The 20903-nt window shown below is 40.5% G+C and carries 18 protein-coding genes and 1 other RNA gene; 17 read left to right on the top strand and 2 right to left on the bottom strand.

Going from position 1 to position 20903, the window contains the following annotated elements:
- The first annotated feature begins 3 nt into the window (after positions 1–3).
- The 10 genes from ffs to VEHSUH06_RS06005 all read left to right on the top strand — a co-directional run bounded on the left by ffs (position 4) and on the right by VEHSUH06_RS06005 (position 10708).
- Positions 4–103: signal recognition particle sRNA small type (gene ffs, locus VEHSUH06_RS06050), an RNA gene on the top strand.
- A gap of 143 nt (positions 104–246) precedes the next feature.
- On the top strand, positions 247–2745 hold the full coding sequence (dnaX, locus tag VEHSUH06_RS06045) for a DNA polymerase III subunit gamma/tau (RefSeq protein WP_105098158.1): 2499 nt from the start codon (positions 247–249) through the stop codon (positions 2743–2745).
- 50 nt (positions 2746–2795) lie between these two features.
- A complete protein-coding gene (locus VEHSUH06_RS06040) occupies positions 2796–3125 on the top strand; it encodes a YbaB/EbfC family nucleoid-associated protein (RefSeq protein WP_008602262.1) in 330 nt (109 codons plus the stop codon).
- Entirely contained in the window at positions 3126–3722 is a 597-nt protein-coding gene (gene recR / locus VEHSUH06_RS06035) for a recombination mediator RecR (RefSeq protein WP_004694915.1), read from the top strand.
- A 1-nt stretch (position 3723) separates the two neighbouring features.
- The gene (locus tag VEHSUH06_RS06030) at positions 3724–3978 is read left to right on the top strand and encodes a hypothetical protein (protein WP_105081680.1); all 255 of its coding nucleotides are present in this window, start codon (positions 3724–3726) and stop codon (positions 3976–3978) included.
- 9 nt (positions 3979–3987) lie between these two features.
- Complete coding sequence (locus tag VEHSUH06_RS06025) at positions 3988–6576, top strand: 3'-5' exonuclease (protein WP_105098157.1); 2589 nt, start codon at positions 3988–3990, stop codon at positions 6574–6576.
- On the top strand, positions 6576–7580 hold the full coding sequence (locus VEHSUH06_RS06020; protein WP_105098156.1) for an RluA family pseudouridine synthase: 1005 nt from the start codon (positions 6576–6578) through the stop codon (positions 7578–7580). Before VEHSUH06_RS06025 ends, VEHSUH06_RS06020 begins: the two co-directional genes overlap by 1 nt.
- Before the next feature lie 311 nt (positions 7581–7891).
- On the top strand, positions 7892–9016 hold the full coding sequence (locus tag VEHSUH06_RS06015; RefSeq protein ID WP_105098155.1) for a cation diffusion facilitator family transporter: 1125 nt from the start codon (positions 7892–7894) through the stop codon (positions 9014–9016).
- A gap of 140 nt (positions 9017–9156) precedes the next feature.
- A complete protein-coding gene (locus tag VEHSUH06_RS06010; RefSeq protein ID WP_105098154.1) occupies positions 9157–10047 on the top strand; it encodes a hypothetical protein in 891 nt (296 codons plus the stop codon).
- 88 nt (positions 10048–10135) lie between these two features.
- On the top strand, positions 10136–10708 hold the full coding sequence (locus VEHSUH06_RS06005) for an immunity protein YezG family protein (RefSeq protein WP_105098153.1): 573 nt from the start codon (positions 10136–10138) through the stop codon (positions 10706–10708).
- A gap of 78 nt (positions 10709–10786) precedes the next feature.
- Here the strand turns inward: VEHSUH06_RS06005 and VEHSUH06_RS06000 are convergent, their stop codons facing one another.
- Entirely contained in the window at positions 10787–12229 is a 1443-nt protein-coding gene (locus VEHSUH06_RS06000; RefSeq protein WP_105098152.1) for an amino acid permease, read from the bottom strand.
- A gap of 282 nt (positions 12230–12511) precedes the next feature.
- On the opposite strand from VEHSUH06_RS06000, the gene VEHSUH06_RS05995 reads away from it, so the two are divergent.
- The 4 genes from VEHSUH06_RS05995 to VEHSUH06_RS05980 all read left to right on the top strand — a co-directional run bounded on the left by VEHSUH06_RS05995 (position 12512) and on the right by VEHSUH06_RS05980 (position 16145).
- The gene (locus tag VEHSUH06_RS05995) at positions 12512–13024 is read left to right on the top strand and encodes a pyridoxamine 5'-phosphate oxidase family protein (RefSeq protein WP_105098151.1); all 513 of its coding nucleotides are present in this window, start codon (positions 12512–12514) and stop codon (positions 13022–13024) included.
- Positions 13025–13245: 221 nt separating this feature from the next.
- Positions 13246–14007, top strand: coding sequence for a hypothetical protein (locus tag VEHSUH06_RS05990; protein WP_105098150.1), 762 nt, complete (start codon positions 13246–13248; stop codon positions 14005–14007).
- Positions 14008–14097: 90 nt separating this feature from the next.
- Positions 14098–14763, top strand: a complete 666-nt coding sequence (locus VEHSUH06_RS05985; protein ID WP_233187892.1) for a hypothetical protein — start codon at positions 14098–14100, stop codon at positions 14761–14763.
- A 68-nt stretch (positions 14764–14831) separates the two neighbouring features.
- Positions 14832–16145, top strand: a complete 1314-nt coding sequence (locus VEHSUH06_RS05980) for a hypothetical protein (RefSeq protein WP_105098149.1) — start codon at positions 14832–14834, stop codon at positions 16143–16145.
- Between the two features lie 231 nt (positions 16146–16376).
- Here the strand turns inward: VEHSUH06_RS05980 and VEHSUH06_RS05975 are convergent, their stop codons facing one another.
- Complete coding sequence (locus tag VEHSUH06_RS05975) at positions 16377–17744, bottom strand: NCS2 family permease (protein ID WP_105098148.1); 1368 nt, start codon at positions 17742–17744, stop codon at positions 16377–16379.
- Positions 17745–17888: 144 nt separating this feature from the next.
- Between VEHSUH06_RS05975 and VEHSUH06_RS05970 the strand changes: the two genes are divergently transcribed.
- The 3 genes from VEHSUH06_RS05970 (at position 17889) to aroD (ending at position 20894) form a co-directional block, all read left to right on the top strand.
- Positions 17889–18308, top strand: a complete 420-nt coding sequence (locus tag VEHSUH06_RS05970; protein ID WP_105098147.1) for an Rrf2 family transcriptional regulator — start codon at positions 17889–17891, stop codon at positions 18306–18308.
- A gap of 251 nt (positions 18309–18559) precedes the next feature.
- Positions 18560–19792, top strand: coding sequence for an MFS transporter (locus VEHSUH06_RS05965; RefSeq protein ID WP_105098146.1), 1233 nt, complete (start codon positions 18560–18562; stop codon positions 19790–19792).
- 307 nt (positions 19793–20099) lie between these two features.
- Complete coding sequence (gene aroD / locus VEHSUH06_RS05960; RefSeq protein WP_105098145.1) at positions 20100–20894, top strand: type I 3-dehydroquinate dehydratase; 795 nt, start codon at positions 20100–20102, stop codon at positions 20892–20894.
- Positions 20895–20903 lie beyond the last annotated feature (9 nt).

The raw sequence follows: 20903 nt of genomic DNA, 5'->3' as shown, positions 1-20903 counted from the left end.
CAGTTCTCGGGCCCGTGCAATGGGGGCCTGTGAATCGTGTCAGGACTGAGAGGTAGCAGCACTAAGCGGTAACCTTCATGTGCCACGGGGAACCCGGGGGCTGTCGTGATCGAATATTGCAAGGCGGCCTGAGGGGCCGCTTTTTTTATGTCTAATTTAGAATGCATGGCACTTTATTAAGGAAGTCAGAATTTCATGAATATGGTATAATAAAGTATTGTAATTTTCGGAAAAGGGGGTGTTCCAATGGCATATATTGCGTTATATCGTAAGTACCGTCCGCAGACGTTTACCGATGTGGTTGGTCAGCATCAGGTGTCGGATACGCTGATGCGTGCTATCCGCGAGGATAAGGTGGCTCATGCGTATTTGTTTGCTGGTCCGCGAGGGACTGGTAAGACGAGTATGGCCAAGATTTTCGCGCGCGCTATCAACTGCGAGCATGGGCCAACGGATCATCCTTGTAACGAGTGTAGCGCTTGTAAATCGATTTTGAGTGGCCAGTCCATGGATGTTCTTGAAATCGACGCTGCATCCAATCGTGGTATCGATGAGGTGCGTGCCCTTCGTGAAAGCGTCAAATTCATGCCGGTTGAAGGCCGTAAAAAGGTGTTCATCATCGACGAAGCCCACATGCTTACGACTGAGGCTTGGAATGCGCTTTTAAAAACTATCGAAGAGCCACCAGCTCACGTTATGTTTATCTTCGCTACCACAGAAATTGAAAAATTGCCTGTTACTATCGTATCTCGTTGTCAGCGCTATACCTTCAGACGAATTACGTCTGATGATATTGCCCAGCGTTTATCCTATGTAGCGGAAAAGGAAGGCTTTGGCTTAGATCCTGCAGCAACACAGCTCATCGCTGTTCATGCGGACGGCGGTTTGCGCGATGCGTTGAGTATCTTAGACCAATGTGCCGGTATGGCAACTGGGTCTATTACGCCGCAAGTAGTAGAAGAACTTATCGGCCTTGTCAGCAAGGAATGGATTATTCATTTCCTAGATGCGCTACGCAACGGGGATGGACCTAAATTACTGTCCTATATCCACGATGCCTTAGCAGAAGGTCGTGATGCGACGCAGATTATGGAAGCCCTCATTCAGCACGTGCGGGCCTTATTAGTTGGTAAGGTCGCAACTGATGCGGACGAGCTCAAGGTATATGATGCCTTTAAGGATGAGTTTTTTGCTCAAGCTGAAAGCATCGATTTTAATGAGCTTAATCAATATGTGCGCAGTGCTCAATCCATCATGAATGATGCAAAACAGGTGGATAATCCACGAACTATCATTGAAATGGGCCTTTTAGTACTTTGTGCTAAATTAAGCTCTGTTGATGAAAGCTTAGAAGACCGTGTGTATGCATTAGAGTCTTCAGAACGATCTGAACGAAACGATTTATTGAACCGCATGGCTCAATTAGAACAACGAGGCCCAGCTGTTGCAACTACACCTGCTTACGCTGCTAATTCCTTTGGACCGCCAGGTGGTTATGCCAATAGCTTTGTCCCTGTAGATAATGCTGCTGTACAGAATGCTTCCATGAGTAGTACTCAAAATAGTACTGTTGGTACTGTGCCGCTCCCAAGTGGAGTGGGGATGACACCACCGCCTGCGAGTGTAGGCATGACACCTCCACTTATGGGTACACCAGGTAGTACACCGCCTCCTATGAATGGAGTAGGTATGGCTCCGCCTCCAATGGGCGGTATTGGTATGGCGCCACCAAGTACAAGCAGTGCACCAGAACGACCTGCTAGAAATCAAGCTAAAGGTCGTGGTAAAAAAGGTATTAGTACGCAAGCTATTATTAGTGATCAAATCTTGTCGGCTCAAGAGTATCGCAATGTACAGTCCAATGTCATTAAATACTTGAAAGACAGCAATCGCAATATGACCTCTACCGTAATTGGCCAAGGTCAACTTGTATACGTAGACCAAAGCAAGGCTGTTATGGCCTTTAAAAATACATTGCACCTCAATGTAATGACCAACGAAGTAAACTTGGCAGAAGCAGCAGATGCTTTCACCTATACACTGGGCTATCCGGTACATGTAGAAATCGTTGATGCCCTCACACAGGTCTATAAAGATTATAAAAAGGCCTCTGGCAGTACGACGCAGCGTCAAGTAAAAGCGCCACAACGTCCACAAGAGCCAATGGTGGATGTACATACAACATCTGGGGCACAGCCGACACAAATGGATTTAACTAATGATGAGCAATCAAGTAAGCCTGATTCCGGAGCGGTAGATGCGGCAAAGGCCGCAGCGTTAGCCTTCTTAGCAAAGAAGATGGGCGGTGCTGCTGTAAGTGCCACAACTGGTGATGATATTCCAGTTCATTCCTTTGATGATGTGCCTGTAGAGGATATGGAGGAATCTTACGTATCATCTTTAGATGATATACCACCACACCCATTAGATAGCGTCACTGTTATCAGTGAAGATGGGGAAGTCTTAGAACGCCCTATGGATAGCGGTGCACATATTGAGGTGGAAGCTGTCCCAAAGTCTGATGGGGGCGAACCGCAACAGGGAACCCCGCAAAGTGATAGTAATACTATGCTTTCACAAGCACCTATTGAGGTCGCACCTATCGATAGTGTGATGGTGGCTCGTGAATATGCATGGGACCCAGCAAATATGACGGAAGAGGAGCGAAATAATCCTCTCTTGGCAGAAACATTAGAAAAACTATCTGAAGACCACGACATCATCGTCGAGGTCATCGAAGAATAAATCAATTAGAATATTAGTATAGGACACAGGTCCTAAAAGGAGGAATTACAATGTTTGGTAAAGGTATGGGCAATATGGCTGGCATGATGAAAAAAGTTCAAAAAATGCAAGCAGATATGAAAAAAATGCAAGAAGAATTGAAAACTCGTACAGTAGAGGCTTCCGTTGGTGGCGGTGCTGTAACAGTTGTGATGAACGGTGAAAAAATCATCGAGTCTTTGAAATTGAACCCAACTGCAGTTGATCCTGAAGACGTAGAAATGTTAGAAGATTTAGTGATGGCGGCTGTAAACGAAGCTAGTAAAAAAGTAGACGACCTCTTGGCTCAAGAAATGGGCAAAGTAACTGGTGGTCTTAACTTGCCAACAGGTTTATTCTAAATGACAAATGCTTTAGAACGGCTCGTAGAGCAGTTGCGCCGCTTGCCGGGTATCGGCTCCAAGTCAGCTAGACGCTTGGCCTATCATTTGGTAGAAATGCCGAAGGAAGAGGTAGACCGTCTCGTGGAAACCATCGTAGAAGCGAAGGGGGCTACGCGTCACTGTTCTATTTGCTTTAACTTATCAGCTCAAGACCCTTGTGAATTCTGTAGCAATCCGAACCGCGATCAAACGACGATTATGGTTGTTGAAACATCTCGCGATGTCATTGCTATCGAGCGCAGTGGTGACTATAAGGGTTTATATCACGTATTGGAAGGTGCCTTGTCTCCTATGGAGGGCATCGGTGCTGACGATATTCGCGTAAAAGAATTGATTGCCCGCCTTCGGGATGGTGTCGTACAAGAGGTTATCCTCGCTACTGACCCAGACGTAGAAGGGGAGGCGACAGCTCTCTATTTGGCACGTTTATTAAGCCCAAGTGGTATTAAGGTAACGCGCATTGCCCGCGGTGTTCCTGTGGGTGGCGATATCGAATATGCCGATGAATTAACGTTAGGCGGTGCCGTAGTGAACCGCCAAGAAATGAAAGGATAATATGGAAGCTTTATTAGCATCACCGATTATTTCGGCGGTTGTATCCGTTGCTGTAGCCTACATTGCTTTCAAAGTAGCCTTTTTTACTCTTAAACGAGTATTTATGAATGCAGTAACTGGTATTTTGACGTATTTAGTATGCGTTCATATCCTCAATATTCCTATGGATATTGGTTTGGGCGTATGGGCTTTAACTGCAATTCTAGGCCCTATTCCAATGCTCATTGCTGCCGGATGGTACGGCTTTTTAAAATAGGAGGCTATCATGCTTATCAATCGTGAACAACAACGCGTTATTGATGAAGTTGAACAGAATATCCTCTTGTTAGCGTCCGCTGGGACGGGAAAAACGAATACACTTGCTTATCGAGTGGCTCACCTCATCGAGGGCGGCTATGCGAAGGCGGAGAATATCTTGTGCATGACCTTTACGAACAAGGCGGCAAACGAGATGAAAGACCGCATTCAATCGCTCGTAGGCAGTCCTGCAAAGGCTGTGGAGGTTAGTACATTCCACAGCTTTTGCTTTTTCGTACTCCAACAAGAGGGGAAGCGCAATGAAACCTTGTATACGGATGTAACTATCTTTGATGAAGAGGATTGCAAGGAATTGTCTGAACCGTATCGTCCAGGTAAATTGCGAGAAATGTCCTTTGCCAACATCATCGGTATGGTGAAAGAATATCGCTCCTTATATGGGTTCTATTCTGATGATCTCGTAGGCGATTATAGACGAACTATTGAGCGTTTGCAGAAGGAACAACGTGCCGCAATTGAGCAGCAGTTTTCTAGCTTTGGGAATGTTCTTTATAGTGAACTTCATGACTTCTTGAACCATGGGCACGAATGGATTGCCGCCTATGATGAAAGTTTAGCCTCTGTACATGGTCTAGATTTCACGGACCTCATCTGTGGTGTTCATCGTCTATTCCAAGATCCCGTAGTTCGTGAGCGTTGGCGTAGCCGTTACAACTATATCTCTGTAGATGAAATGCAAGACACAGGCGTACTAGAGTACAAGGTACTTGAAATGCTTTGGGAAGGTAATCACGTCCTATTATGTGGGGATTATTTCCAAACTATATACGAATGGCGTGGGTCCGATCCATTTCGTTTGCTCAAGCAGTTTGATGCGGACTTTAAGCCTTTAAAAATCATTTTTTACGAAAACTACCGTTCTAACTGGACGCTCTTTACGATGGCTTTTAAAACATTGCAGAATATGTTCCCTGATCTGGTAGGCTCTATATATACTGAATTGCCTCGCGCCAATAGTGAAAGAAAGGGGAAGCCTGTTCTCATTAAAGGCTGTAAAAATAGCTATCTTGAGGGCAGGTATATCTATGAAGCTATCTGCGCCTTGCCAAAGGATGCTAATATTGGCGTTTTAGTGCGGGATAATAAAAAGGCGCAACGGCTGAGCGACTCCTTTGAACGCCTCAACAATGAAAAACCTGAAGACGAACGCCGTCACTTTATGATTATTGATGAGTTTAAATTCTTTAGGCGCCAAGAAATCAAAGACGTTATGGCCTACTTTAAATTGCTTATGAACCCGAATGACTCCGTTAGCGCTAAGCGCATTATAAAACGCTATGTTGCTGGTATCGGTGACGCTCGTATCGCAGCTATTGAAAGCCCTGAGACGCGACAAGTGGGCTTAAAATTGACGGACTTTATGGATATGCCTATCTTTGAAGCAGAGCCTTATGCGAAGCTCGTCAGTGGTTTAGAACATCATGAGGTTGTGGTGTATGACGTAGAAAGTACCGGTACCGATACGTCCCAGGATCGTATCATTCAAATTGCGGCCATCTGCATCGATGAAAATGGGCAGGTCCTAGAAACCTTTGAACGCTTTATCAACCCCGGCGTACCTGTAGGACAATCCGAAGAGGTACACGGCTTCTCTGATGCGTATTTACAGGAACACGGCGAAGAGCCAGCTATAGTGCTACAAGCCTTTAAGGAATTCTCCAAGAATGCCATTATCGTAGGCCACAATGTAAATTATGACGTAACCATCTTTACGAATGAATTGGCACGCCATAATTTAGGTAATCCAGAATTCAAGGCTATCTACGATACACTCGATATTTACCGTCGCTTCTATCCTAATTTGCCAAATCATAAACTGGGCTTCCTAGCATCAGAGTTTCCTATCAATCATGAGCCTACGCACAATGCGATGGACGATATCTTGGCCACAGCACAGCTTTTAATCTATGCAGTAAAAGAAAATATCGTGCCTACAACGACTGGGCGTATGGTGGCAATTAACAAGTATAAGGCTGCTTTTACCAATATTGCGTCCCAAATGGCAACATTACGTAGAAAGGCCTATACGGAATTGCCAACGAAGTTATTGGCGTACATTATGAATCAAATGGGGGTTCTAGAGTACTATAAATCCCATGGGGAAGCGGCGAAGGTAGAGCATATACGCGATTTGTATCGCATTATGGAAAAATTAGATGCTGCCTATGAAGGCCCGGCTGGGTTAGCTCGATTAAATCAAATCTTGCAGATGGCGGCCCTTACCGCAGGTGAGCCAGCTCAACAGGTACGAAATGAAGATCGCATTCCTATCATTACCATCCATCAAGCAAAGGGGAGCGAGTTTGACCATGTATTCCTAGCAGGCCTCAACGAAGGTACCTTCCCAAGTCCTTTTGCCATTGTAGAAGGCCGTGAAGACGAAGAAAAGCGCTTGTTCTATGTGGCCATAACGCGCCCTAAGCAAGAGCTGACCATTACCTTTGAACAAACGAATATACGTGGTCGAGCGGTTCAACCAAGCTCGCTACTGAACTATATGCCACGAGACAATGAGCTCGTAGAAAGGAGATACTAATGGCGAGAAAAACACACCGTCCCGATGATATTTTGTGGACCGTAACTGCCGCAGATATAGACGCTGCAGGTAGTGAAAAACAGGATATTACATTAGGTGCAGTACTAGATATAAAATATCCTCGTAAATCCTTAGTAAAGTTATTTGAGGAAAAACTAATCCACATCAACGGACATAAGGCGACGCCAAAGGATGTTATCTCCGAAGGTGACGAGATTTGGATTGCCATGGCGAAGGAAAAAATAGATCACGAACCAATTGAAATGAATCTACATATCTTATATGAAGATGATGATCTCCTCATTGTGGATAAACCGGCTGGTGTGACGGTAAACTCTAAAGACCAAGTATCCCTTGCCAATAGTGTGGCCTTTTACTTTAAAGAACATGGCATTAAGCGAAAGGTACGTTTCTTGAACCGCTTAGATAGAGATACGACGGGCTGTATTGTGATTGCTAAAAGTGGCTTAGCTCAAAGTCTTTATCAACAGCAAATGGATGATAATACCTTTGAAAAGTGGTATATGGCTACTGTGGAAGGTATTGTAGAAGCTGATGAGGATTCCTTGGTATTATCTATGGAACGCAGTGCTGATGGGATTCATTACGAAGTAAATCCTAATGGAAAAGAGACTCGTACAGATTATTCCGTCCTATGTAGACATCAATCACAGCCTGTGGATAAGTCTGTGAATAAGTCCAAAAATTCTGTGGATATGGCATCAAAAAATGTGGATATAGAACTACCAGATGTGGATAAAAGTGGTCAAAATGTGGACAAATCTGTGTATAACTCCCAAGAATGTGGATATACAGAGGTTTTAGTTCGTTTGTACACAGGAAAAACACATCAAATTCGTGTGGCTTTCAGCAATATAGGTCACCCTCTCGTAGGGGATACCTTATATGGCGCACAACCAACGGGGCAGCCGCTCCAATTGCGTGCCCAAAAGGTTGTATTTACACACATACGCACAGGCGAGCGTATTATGGTTACCGCATAATTACTTCTAATTACTTTTTTACTTATCACTAGGTAAGTATCAAAAAGTGCGTAATATATATTACGTATTAATAATTAGATAGTAGTTTGTTAACAATGGATCTATACTATAGATTGTGAAGTCACAATACATCAAATATTCTAATTGAGAAATGAGAATCATTGATAACTCAGTAAAATCAACGATTTTATAAAAATTTTTCAAAAAATATAATGACAAATGATAATCGATAAGCTATAATAGGAATGTAAATAAATCGATAGGCTTCGATTTATAGCTTAGTTAATTGAATGTAAGAGGTGTAGTTTAATATGATTTTGCAAGAAAATAGTGCAGCACGTAATCGGGGGATTACGCTTGCTAGTATAAAAGGTATTATAGGTAACGTCGTTCTCGTTATTTTTAAAATGATTGTAGGCCTTGCGTCTAACTCTATCGCTATCATCCTTGATGCGGTAAATAATTTAACAGACGTTTTGTCCTCTGTATTGACCATTGTTGGTACAAAATTAGCAGCTAAGGGTGCTGATAAGGAGCATCCATTTGGTCATGGTCGTATCGAATATATGACTACCATGGCCATTGCTTTCATCATTCTTGGTGCAGGCATTGGATCCCTCAAGGAATCTATTGAAAAAATTCTTCACCCTGAGGTATCTACCTTTGATATTCCGAGCTTGGCGATTATCGCCGTTGCTATTGTTGTGAAAGTAGTGATGGGCCGTTATATTAAGGCACAAGGTGAGAAATATAAATCCGATGCACTTGTAGCATCTGGTATCGATGCCCTCTTTGATGCGGTAATTACCTTTGCTACATTAGTATCTGCAGCTTTAGTATTCTTCTTTGACTTTGATATTCAAGGTTATGTAGGTGCCGCTATCTCTGTTTTAATTTTGAAAGCTGCTTATGACATTTTAAAAGAAATGTATAATCACTTGCTTGGCGTTCGTGCAGATGATAACTTAGTTCGTGAAATTAAAGAAACTATCGCTCAACATCCAAATGTGGGCGGTGTATATGATTTAGTATTAAATAGCTATGGTCCTGGTGAGACAATTGGATCTGTTCATATTACAGTGCCAGATACGATGACTATGGCAGATATTCATCCACTAACAAAAAGTATCGCCGTTCATCTTTATAAAAAATTTGGTATTGCTATGACCGTTGGCGTATATGCTGAAAACCAACCAAGTTTAGAAGTGCTTGAAATAAGACAAGCTCTCGATCAAGTTGTAAGTCTATATACACATGTAGTACAAGTACATGCGTTCTACGTACAAGAAGAAAAGAAAGTTATTTACTACGATATTATCTTTGACTTTGACGAAGAAGATCCGCATGGTACATTAGAAAAAATTAAAGCAGAAATGCAAAAACGCTGCCCTGAATATACACAATTTGCTATTGTAGATACTGACTTTAGTAACTAGTTCAAAAAATATAGTTATGTTATAAGATAAAAGACTTTTACCGATGATTGATAGAATATCTGGTCAAAAATTGGTAAAAGTCTTTTTCTTTTATTAGACTATAAAGTTAGCTATACTATAAGTAAGAGAGAGGTGGTTCTATGTTGCGATGGATAAAGAAACATTATATTGTAAGTTTTATTATTTTTCTTATTCTTGTTTTGTGTGCTTTGCACTTTAGTGGTACGAGAAATGAGATACGTATTTTGCCGAAACAAGGGATAATTCTAGAGAAAGATATTACAGTTGATCTTAATCGTAATCCTAATGCAAGCCTAACCGTTATAAATGCAAGTAATTACTCTGAATCTTATGTAGTTGATGTATTGCCTATCATGAAAGCATATAACTGTTATATTTTTGACTCTCTTATCGTTAATAATGAATTATATCTCCTTGCACGTTCTAATGATGCTATTTCTGATATGAAGTTATATCAACTTTTAATTTTTAAGATTAATGATACATCTTTAAGCACTAATGTTATCGGGTATAAATTCGATAAATTCTCCGCTTCACTAGACTATATAGATGGTAAAATTATAGCTTCTGATGGGAATACGAAATATATCTTAAGCCCCGATTTATCTGCTAGTAAAATAGTGAATACAGACTCAATTTCTGTTCAAAATAAAAATGTTAGTAAACATGGTATTCAAAAAGATAAAGTAATATCAGACTCTTTAATTCCTAGAGATTTATACATGAATGGTAAGGTAGGAGATACCTATTTGCTTACTGTTAGTCCTCTTATCTACGCGAAGCCTAACATGAATTTACCATTTGAATTTTTAAAAGCTGAACAGTATTATGGTATACCTGTATATGAAAATATGATGGTATTCTGGAATACCAATACTGATGAGATGGAGCTTTATAACGATCTTAAATCTATTACATCTTTTAATATTAAATATATGGATATGAGTTATAATATTGCAAGATTTGAACATTGGAATCAAATAATTAAGAATAATGGTCCTGAAAAATAAGATAGGCTTGATATTAAATAGCCTAATGCGTATAATGTATTGTGTAAAATATAATTTGTTTGGGGAGTCCTATCTGAGGAGAGATATAATGAAGAAATTTGCTCTTACAACGTTAGCTGTAATGGCAGCCGTTGGTGTGTTGGCAGTTCAACCTGCAGATGCGAAAAAGGTACAACAAGAACCCATTGTAGCACCTATCGAAATGCCGATGAATGATGAAATTCAACAGGTAAATGGTGTATCCAAAGCCACTAATAAAGAAACACAACGTTTGTCTAATAAATTAGCAGACGCTACTAAAGCTATGGTTAAAAAGAACTGGAAAACTATTTATGTTAAAGCAGTGCCTACGGGAGATAAGGCAGCTGTACGTTTCTATTATGTAGATATTAGAGGCCAAGTACATAATGGTCAAGTGATTAGAAACACAGGTTTATCTAAAGGTAAATACATGACTGGTTCTTTGCGTCAAGCTGAAGCTTTACAAGAACTAGTTAACCATTTAGAGCGCACTGGTCAAGAGGTACCGTCCTCTATCGATATCATCATTACGCAAGGTGGATATCGCAGCAAAACGATCTTTAACTACGATGAAGATACAAGCAATCTTCCGGCGTATCAACAACAATATGAACAACAAAACTTCCCTACTATGAAGTAAAAGAAGAGCCCGTGCTATGCACGGGCTCTTTGTTGTGTTACGTAGACATCTTTTATTAGCTTATGTAATCGACTTTTATTAGATTACGTAGTCATCAGAGTCGTCTTTTTTCGGTTTTTTGTAAATTTCTTTTACGCCAGCCATCTCGATCAGTTCTTCTCCAAGAGCATCTTCATCGTCCGTGTTAAGCATGGAGTAGAAGGCCCAAAGGATAACGAACCAAATTGGTGTGAACAAGAGGGCGATTCGCGTATCTTCGTTTAGCGCTAGAATAGCTAGAACGAAAACGAAGAAGCCGAGAATCACGTAATTCATTACTGGATATAGTGGCATTTTGAATTTAGATTGTGCCGCTAACTCAGGGTTTTTCTTGCGATATTTGAGGTGACAAATAACCATCATGGCCCAAATAAAGATGAAGCAGAAGGTAGAGATAGATGTAATCATAACGAATACTGCTTCAGGCATTACGTAGTTAAGTACAACCGTAATCAATAATACGGCTGCAGAGAAAATCGTTGCTTGGTACGGTACGCTGCTGTGCGTTAAGCGACGCATAGAGCTAGGTGCGTGACCGCGTTTAGCAAGGGCATAAATCATACGGCCTGTACTAAAGATACCCGAGTTAGTAGCGGATGCAGCAGAGGTGAGTACCACGAAGTTTACAATGCCTGCAGCGGCGGCGATACCAACAGCGGTAAATACGGCTACAAATGGGCTAGCAGATGGGTTAACGGCCGTCCAAGGGTAAATGCTCATGATGATGGCCAAAGAGCCCACATAGAATAAAATAATACGCAATGGAATATTGTTGATGGCCATAGGAATAACCTTTTCAGGATCTTCCGTTTCACCTGCTGTCAGACCAACGAGCTCGATGCCTGTGAAAGCAAATACAACCATTTGGAATGATAAGATAAAGCCCATCGTTCCGTTCGGGAACCATCCTCCATAGTTCCACATATTACTAAAGGCGGCGACACCCGCATCAGTAGTAAAGCCTGTGAAAATCATGATGATACCGATAATAATGAGGGAGATAATGGCAATTACCTTAATCAAGGCAAACCAGAACTCCATTTCGCCGAAATATTTTACAGCTGTTAAATTCATTAATAGTAAGGCGACAAGGACAATCAAGGCTGGAATCCATTGGGGTAGCCACGGTATCCAGTACTGCATATAGAGGCCTACGGCCGTCAAGTCTGCCATGGCTAGTGAAAGCCAACAGAACCAGTATGTCCATCCTGTGATAAAGGCAGCTCGATCACCTAAATAATCCTCGACGAAATCGATAAAGGAGTGGTGATTCAAGTTGGATAATAACAATTCGCCTAATGCTCTCATGATGAAGAAGCAGATAATACCTGTAATAAGGTAGGCGAAAATAATGGATGGACCGGCCAAGTGAATGGCTCGACCGGAGCCTAAGAACAAGCCTGTACCAATGGCACCGCCAATGGCGAGCAATTGTACGTGCCGGTTCTTAAGACCTCGTTTTAACTGATGCGTATCAGACATAGTAAAGACCTCTTTTCTACAAACTATCTACAAATATAAAAAGCCATGGATAACCATAGCCTCTATAATCTATAGAATCTATAAAACTATTTTCTTATAATACAGTATCTATTGTAAAAAGTCAAATGTATTTACACAGTGGACATATAGAAAAAATAGTATTATTAATATACGAATAAAAGATAAATTATTCATTTTAAGAGAATACTTAGCTTAAAAGGTTTCTAAAATTTGCTATAATGATACATAGAGTATATTTTACGTAAAACGGTGGAGGCTATTATGAGACGACAAGATCGCATGGTTACCAATATAGATGAAATTAAAGGTATTTTAAGTAGCACTCGTATCATTCATCTAGGTCTGATGGATGGTGATTACCCTTACGTGGTGCCCTTACATTTTGGATATGAATTTATAGATGAGGTACTTTATATCTATGTACATGGCCATTATGAGGGAAAGAAGTTTAGTTTGATTCAAGCGAATCCACATGTATTTATTGAAATTGATGGTAGCGATGAAGCACTCGTTTCAGGTGGAGATATACCATGTAAATATAGCTCGGTATACTCTAGTGTGATGGGTCGTGGAGAGGCTACCTATTTAGAGGCTATTGATGAAAAGTCTCATGGCTTACAAGTATTGATGAAACATCAGACAGGTCGTGAGTTTACTTTTACAGAAGCTATGGTAAACTCTGTAGGTGTAGTTCAAATTAAAGTTGTTGACTATTCGGCTAAAAGACGAAGACAACTTGAACAAGATGCTATTATGCCGCCATTAACTAAATAATGATACAACAATCCTATTGAACTCTATTATGATATAGCGTTCAGTAGGATTTTTTTGCAAAAATATAATATAGCTCTTTTATTAGGAGAACTTACTTACAGGATAGATTTTATAAAGGTTTTATGAAGTAGCACGAGCAACAGAATAATAATGGGATTTTTGATATATATAAAGAAATATATCATTATATAAAGCGTATAATCGCTTAATGAGGAGAGAATATGAAAAAATTAATATGTAAATCCATTTTAGCTGCTATAGCTGTTGGTTTAGTATCTATAAGCTATGTATCCGCAGATACTGTTGATCAGTCTGTATCGATTAATCATTCTGAGGCCGCATCTAAGTCTAACAATGTTACGCCAAACATGAATAATGCTTCTCTAATTATACAAATACCAAGAATGCAATTAGTAGGCTGGCCTATAATGACTCAAGACAGTGCTCGTAACTTTAAGGGGATAGCAGAGGTTACTCAGAAATTACCGTATGAGGCTGAGGCACCTAGTTATATACCTTTTGGATATCAGCTTTATACAGCACGTCTTGATCGAAATGATGTGCTAGAGGTTGTATATTACAAAAAAGGTGCACCTATCTATCAGGCTGGGAATAAATTTATTACTAATGTTATGGCCTATCGAATGGGCTATTCCGTGGATACCGTAAGAGATACAGCGTATATTCCTGCAGAGTATAAGGACTATGAGTGGTCTGAACAAGGCGAATCTGGCAAGGTGTATTATACAGGTAAGCCAGGAGTACAATTGATCCGTAGCATTACGTGGACGGAAGGTGGCATGGCGTACTCCTTATTCTTCTTAGAACCTGTGAAAGCAGTTGATGCTGAATTCTATAAGGAACATGTGGTACCTGTAACAAATATAGATAGCTCACGTTATGAATTATTAGGAAACTATCCGGTTACGAAGATTTCAAACAAAACAATTGATGAATATAATAAAGAACGAATGATTCCTTAGCAGATAAACTGATGTTATACAAATTGTATCTAGAACAATATATTGTGTAATAGCGGTAGAATTTGTAATCGCTTATAAAGAGGAAAAAATATGAGAAAAATAATGTATAAGTCCCTTTTAGCTGTTATTGCTGCTGGGTTATTATCTGTAGGAATGGCCACAGCAGAAACGGTAGATACTCCTGATACTATAGATCAGGCTGGATCCACTAAAACACTTAAGCTCGGACATAACTTTAAAAATGTAGAGCCTAGAACTGATAGTTTACAGTGGCACTTTCATGATTGGCCTATAGAGAATACAAAAAAGGCGCATACTTTTAACGGAAAGCTATTAGAGGCAGCAAAGAAGCTTCCATATGAGGCTGAGGTACCTAGTTATATCCCTTATGGTTATGAAATCTATACAGTGCGGCAAGACAAAAATGATGTATTAGAGGTTGTATATTTTATAAAAAATTCCCAAACATATCGAGTTGGGAAGAGAAACTCTGGTAGTATTTTCGTTTATAGAATGGGCTATTCAGTGGAAGATGTAAAAGATGTACCGTATGTTCCTACTGAGTATAAGGACTTTGAATGGTCTGAACAAGGTGAATCTGGCGAAGTCTTATACACCGGGGATCCAGCAGCACAACTAATTCGCAGCATTACGTGGACAAAAGACGGTATGGCATATTCCTTATTGTTCTTAGAATCTGTGAAATCAGTTGATGCTGAATTCTATAAGGAACATGTGGAGCCTGTAAAAATGTAGATAGCTCACGTAGTGACTTACTTGGAATAAAGGGGAAACGTATGTAACCCGCTTAAAGAGGAGAGAATATGAAGAAAATAATAACATCTGCTGTTTTATGTGCCGCGATGGCTACTACAGTAAGCACCTTTGGCGTACAGCCAGTTAGTGCTACATACCCATTAATTGATAAAAATGGTAATACCGTCCCTGTTGAACGAGATGTAGATAATAAAGAGCTCATCGATGATAATAAAAGACTCGCTGATCGTTATCGTTGGTATGATCAAGTTGATGATTATGATTTAGTTAAAACTAATATTGAGAGTACCGCGCAGGAATTTGGCTATCCTATACAAGTTCCGTCTTATATGCCTAAAGATTATGCAGTACGTGATGTAAAAGCCAAGGACCATGACGTATTAGAAATCGTTTATACAGAAACGGGCCGTGATGGAGAATTTGGTCCGAAGCTAACCTTCTCTAATACAGATATTGTATATCGTATGGGTTGGGCTATCGATACAGTGGTAACGCCTATATTAGAAAAGACAAAGTATAATGCTAAGGATGCAGTTAGCTTTACTACCCCTAATGGGACCGCTGTACATACGTTAAGTCCTAGTAAAGACTCTATTAAAATTGCTTACTGGGAAAAAGATAATAAAGTTTATATGCTCTACTTTGCTTCTTTAAGAAATCAAAGCTTTGTAAGCAAAATTGTAGACTCTGTAGGTCCCGTGAGTAATGTAGCCGCTGATGATACTCGACTACGTGGTGACCGCAATGATGAGCAACATATTGAAGAACCTGTTAAACAAAAGGTTGAAATAGATTGGCCTCCTTATGAAACGATTGGGTTGCCATTGCGTACACATACGAATTCTGTGTGGCCTATACTTACTAGCAAAACCATCGGTCTACCTAGCGGTGTAATTAATGCATCTCATAAGATGTCCTATGACGTATCTGTACCAAGTTATTTACCGTTTGGCTATACATACTATGCTACACATTTTTATGACAATGATGTATTAGAAACTGTATATTGGAAGCAAGGTGAAGAGTATCAAGAACGCAGTGGCCGTTGGGTAACTCATACGATGGTCTTCCGCATGAGCTACTCTATGGATACTGTACGGCCTGAAGAATATATCCCAATGGAGTATCATGACGTACATTGGAGCGACTCTACTCCAATAGGGGAGGTTCACTATACAGGGGATGTAGATAAGGGCTTAGTACGCAGTGTTACGTGGTACAAGGATAATATGGCGTATTTCTTGTTCTTCCAAGTGCCTGTGAAAGCATCTGAAGCAGATTTTTATAGAGATCATGTAGTGCCGTTAAAAGATATCGATCCAAGTCGTACAGACTTAATTGGTGTAAAAACAATTCGTTAATACTAAATAGCAATAAGAATGTATAGTACAATTTTTGATATCATAGGGCATTAGCATTTATCGAAAATAGTACATAATAAAAAGAACCTATCTCCTAGATATATTACTAATATCTTTGGAGATAGGTTCTTTTAGTATATGTAATTTATATACATTTAGTTCTTAGCGTATTAGTGATTATAGCAATCAAATGTTACTTTCATTAATAGCTTGATTATGAGTATACGTTAATTAGAAGAATACGTAACGGATGATAACGAGTACCGCCAATACGTACATAATCCAGTTAACCTCTTTGGCACGACCAGAAATGATCTTGAGTAGAGGGTATGCAACGAGACCTGCAGAGATACCGTTAGCGATGCTATATGTGAATGGCATCAAAACGATAACAAGGTATGCGGGGAAGCCTTCTGTCCAATCATCGAAGTCGATATTTCTGATAGCACCTAACATGAGGGCACCAACGATGATAAGAACAGGTGATGTTGCTGCGTTTGGCACCAAGGATACGATAGGAGCCAAGAACAAGCAAATTAAGAATAATACGCCTGTTGTGACCGCCGTTAAGCCTGTACGGCCACCAGCACCTACACCTGCTGCACTTTCAACAAAGGCAGTAATCGTAGAAGTACCGAGCAATGCGCCAGCACTAACGCCGATAGCATCGACAGTCATCGCTTTACCAAGACCTGGGAATTTACCAGATTTAGGATCTGCAATTTTCGCCTCTGTAGCAGTACCAATCAAAGTACCCATGGAGTCGAACAATTCTACGAAGGTGAAGGAGAAGATAATCGTGATTAAGCCCATATGGAGTGCACCAGGAATATCTAGTTGAAGGAATGCTGCTTTAGAGAAATCAGGAACTGCTAATACAGTGAAGTTCTCAGGCATTGTGGAAAGGCCAGTAGCATAGGAAAGAATTGTTGTTACTGCCACACCAATCAAGAGAGAACCTTGAATTTTACGAGCCATCAATAGAGCTGTAAAGATGAGGCTGAATAGTGCTAACAATGTTTCGCCACTGTGCAAATTACCAAGCGTTAAGAGCGATTCGGACGCAGGGGGCACTAAATTACCGTGCGTTTGCACAACTTGACCTAAGGAGTTTGGAGACAAACTAATGGAGATAGCCATTAAGCCGGATAACTTTAAGCCGATGATAGCGATGAAGAGGCCGATACCAACGGTAATGGCAACCTTCATAGAGGCGGGGATGCCTTCAACAATCATTTGTCGTATCGATGTAAGTGTTAATACGAGGAATACGAGACCTGAAATGAATACCGCACCTAATGCCGTTTGCCATGTTACGCCCATGCCGAGAACTACGGTAAAGGAATAAAAGGCTAAGAGGCCAACCCCAGGAGCGAGAGCAATCGGATAGTTTACGAATAAACCCATAGCAATCGTTACAAGGCCGCCACCTAAGGCGGTAGCGATGAGGACTGCATCTTTATCCATGCCTGCAAGACTAAGAATGTTTGGCGCCAAGAATAGGATGTACGCCATCGTGATAAACGTAGTAATACCAGCTAAAATTTCGGTTTTAACAGTTGTACCGCGTTCACTGAGTTGAAATAGTTTATCTAACATTAGATAACATCCTCCTATATGAAATTAAAAAAATACCCAAATAAAATATTTCGATATATGTATAGTGTATCATATTTCCCACCATTTTTTGTATGAATTTGTGATATACTATAAATATATTATGAATGACTTAGAGGTTAACTTATGAAAATATCTACAAAAGGGCGTTATGCCTTACGGATATTGGCGGATATTGCAGAGCACGGGGTAGAAAAAAATGTACCAATTCGTGAGATTGCAGAACGCCAAGGATTTTCCGATAAATACTTAGAGGGGATTGTATCTCGTCTATCCTCCGCTGGCCTCGTTAAAAGTGGACGTGGCAAATACGGTGGATATCGTTTGGTAAAATCTCCATCTGAATACAATGTATATGAAATTTTATATGCTGCAGAGGACTCCATTGCTCTCGTATCTTGCTTAGAAGACGATGTAGAGCCATGTCCGATGTTTAATGACTGCTTGACGGCACCTTTATGGCAACACTTACAAGCAGAATTCCGTCATGTAATGGAACGAGTTTCCTTGCAAGACGTAATGGATCACAAATTCCCAACGGAATAAATGATAGCCTAATTTAGAGGTTTCAGTATAAGTGCTAGTAATACTAGTATTACTAGTATTAGTACTAGTTAGTACCTATTAATATGGCTATCTGTTAGGTAATGTATTGAAAGAGTCGCGTTTCGTATGCGGCTCTTCTTTATATCTGTATTAATTTTTGAGTAAATAAGCTCGGTTGCTTGATGAGCTTGATACCTTTGATGAGCTAAACAAGTTATATAGCTATACGATTATATGGGGAGGAGGTCAATATGAGTACAACTGAATATGATGCTCGAGGTGGCATGCGTAATGTATGGATTATTACGGCTAGTATGACTGTGCTTGCTATATGCTACACCATGATTATTCCTTTCTTGCCTATCTATCTATTGGAATTAGGTGTACCAAAGGATGATGTAGCCCTTTGGTCTGGCCTTGTCTTTGGCATTACCTTCCTCATCGCTGGCATTATGGCGCCCATATGGGGTAAAATTGCGGATAATAAGGGCAAGAAACGGATGGCCTTACGAGCTGGCTTTGCTATTGCCGTTTCCTATGTTCTTATTGGCATGGTTAGTAATGAGTATGAACTATTGCTAGGCCGTGCCTTTGTGGGCTTTGCCAATGGATTTTATCCTGCGGCTATGACCATGGTGTCCCTCAGCGTCGATGAGAAACAGGTAGGCCGCGCTCTTGGTATTTTCCAAACAGGCCTAATTTTAGGCAATGTGGTTGGTCCATTTTTAGGTGGTGCCATTGAAAGTATCGTAGGCATGCGTCCTGTATTTTATGTGTCTGGTATTGTTGTACTTATCGCTACCTTAGCGGTATTATTCTTTGTAAAAGAACCAAAATTACATACTGTAGGTGCTGATGAAAAAGAGCAAGCTACTCACCCTACAAAATCTACATCCCTGCGTGAGGACTTTAAAGCAGTCCAACAACAGCCAGTATTAGTACGGCTATTGTGGATTTTCTTCTTTATGCAATGTGCCATTATGATGCTACAGCCTATTTTGGCGCTTTATGTAGGGGATATGCAAGGCACAATGGAGGGGGCTGCGATTATTTCTGGTACCATCCTCAGTATCGGTGGATTAGCAGGTTCTTTAACGACCAATATTTGGGTACGTATTGGAGAACGAAGAGGTTACTTTAAAACGATTTCCTACTGTATGTTAGGCAGTGGTGTTGTCCTCTTATTGCAAAGCTTACCTGTTGGTATTTGGTGGTTTGGCGTACTACAAGTACTTATTGGCTCCTGTATTGTAGGTATTAATCCATCTTTGAGTGCTGCTGTCACACTGAATACAGATCCAAGCTTTAGAGGGCGCATGTTTGGTATGACAACGACGGCGCAACAATTTGGGTCTATGGTAGGCCCTGTATTTGCAAGTATAGTATCCACCTACATTGGTATATCCTATGTATTTAGCATTACAGGCTTGCTATTAGTTTATATGGGCTTTCAAGCTCGAAGAATATCCGTGCAACATGATTAAAATTAAAAAGATACCTTACTTAACTATTACAGCAGTTGAGCAAGGTATCTTTTTTTGTATAACTAGTTTTGTAAGGTTCATATAATATAATCATATTTTATTAGTCCTAAAGTTTTGGACATAACAAAAAGTGATGTTAATCGTTAATCTAAGAATACTGTTTTAGTGCATAATAACAGGCTTTCATACGTTTTTAGTGAATAGCAATCCAATATGGGCAGATTGATTGCTTTTACAAAAATATTGGTATATAGTTAAGTTTAAGGTAAGTCATTTGTCTCACCGTGTGGGACGGAAAGGAGTTATTATGGTCCGTATCGGTCATACTGTACTCGGTGATAAGGGTACAAAGATATGTGTTCCTATTGTGGGCACAACCATGAAAGAAATTTTAGATGCCACTGCGGTTGCATGTAATACGCCGTGTCACGTTGTGGAGCTGCGCATTGACTATTACGAGCGGGCCCACTCCATTGACTCTATTATTGAACTGTTAATGCTCATCAAACCTCAGTTGAAAGGCCGTGCCTTGTTATTTACTTGGCGTACAAAAGGTGAGGGCGGTGAGAAGTCTATTTCTACCAAAGATTATTTCACAATGCTAGAGCGTCTTATTCCGACTGGATTAGTAGATGCTATCGATATTGAGTTATTCTTCGATCAAGATAGAATGCTTAAAACGATAGAGTTTGCCAAGGTGCATGGTGTAACGATAGTTATGAGTAATCATGATTTCCATGGTACACCAAGCCACGAGGTTATTGTAAATCGTCTCATTCAAATGAAAAAATTCTTGGCGGATGTACCAAAGATGGCCGTTATGCCTCATACAACAGGGGATGTATTAACCCTCCTTGAGGCAACGGCTGAAGTTAAAGCCTTGTATCCGTCTGATCCAATCATCACGATGGCCATGGGGCCATTGGGGACTGTTACACGCGCAGCAGGTGCATTATTTGGTAATGCTATGACCTTTGCCTCCGCTGGAAAAGCGTCGGCACCAGGTCAAATCGATGTGCATGAACTAAAGCGCATCCTCGATACCCTCGACGTAGATGGCGTCTTCGATGAACAACAACACAAACGCATAAAAGTGCATTAAAACAGTCGG

Source organism: Veillonella sp. S13053-19, from assembly GCF_002959835.1.
In the GTDB taxonomy this organism is placed as follows: domain Bacteria; phylum Bacillota; class Negativicutes; order Veillonellales; family Veillonellaceae; genus Veillonella; species Veillonella rogosae.
The sequence above is the reverse complement of the archived record's forward strand: the minus strand, read 5'-3'. Positions and strand labels throughout refer to the sequence as shown.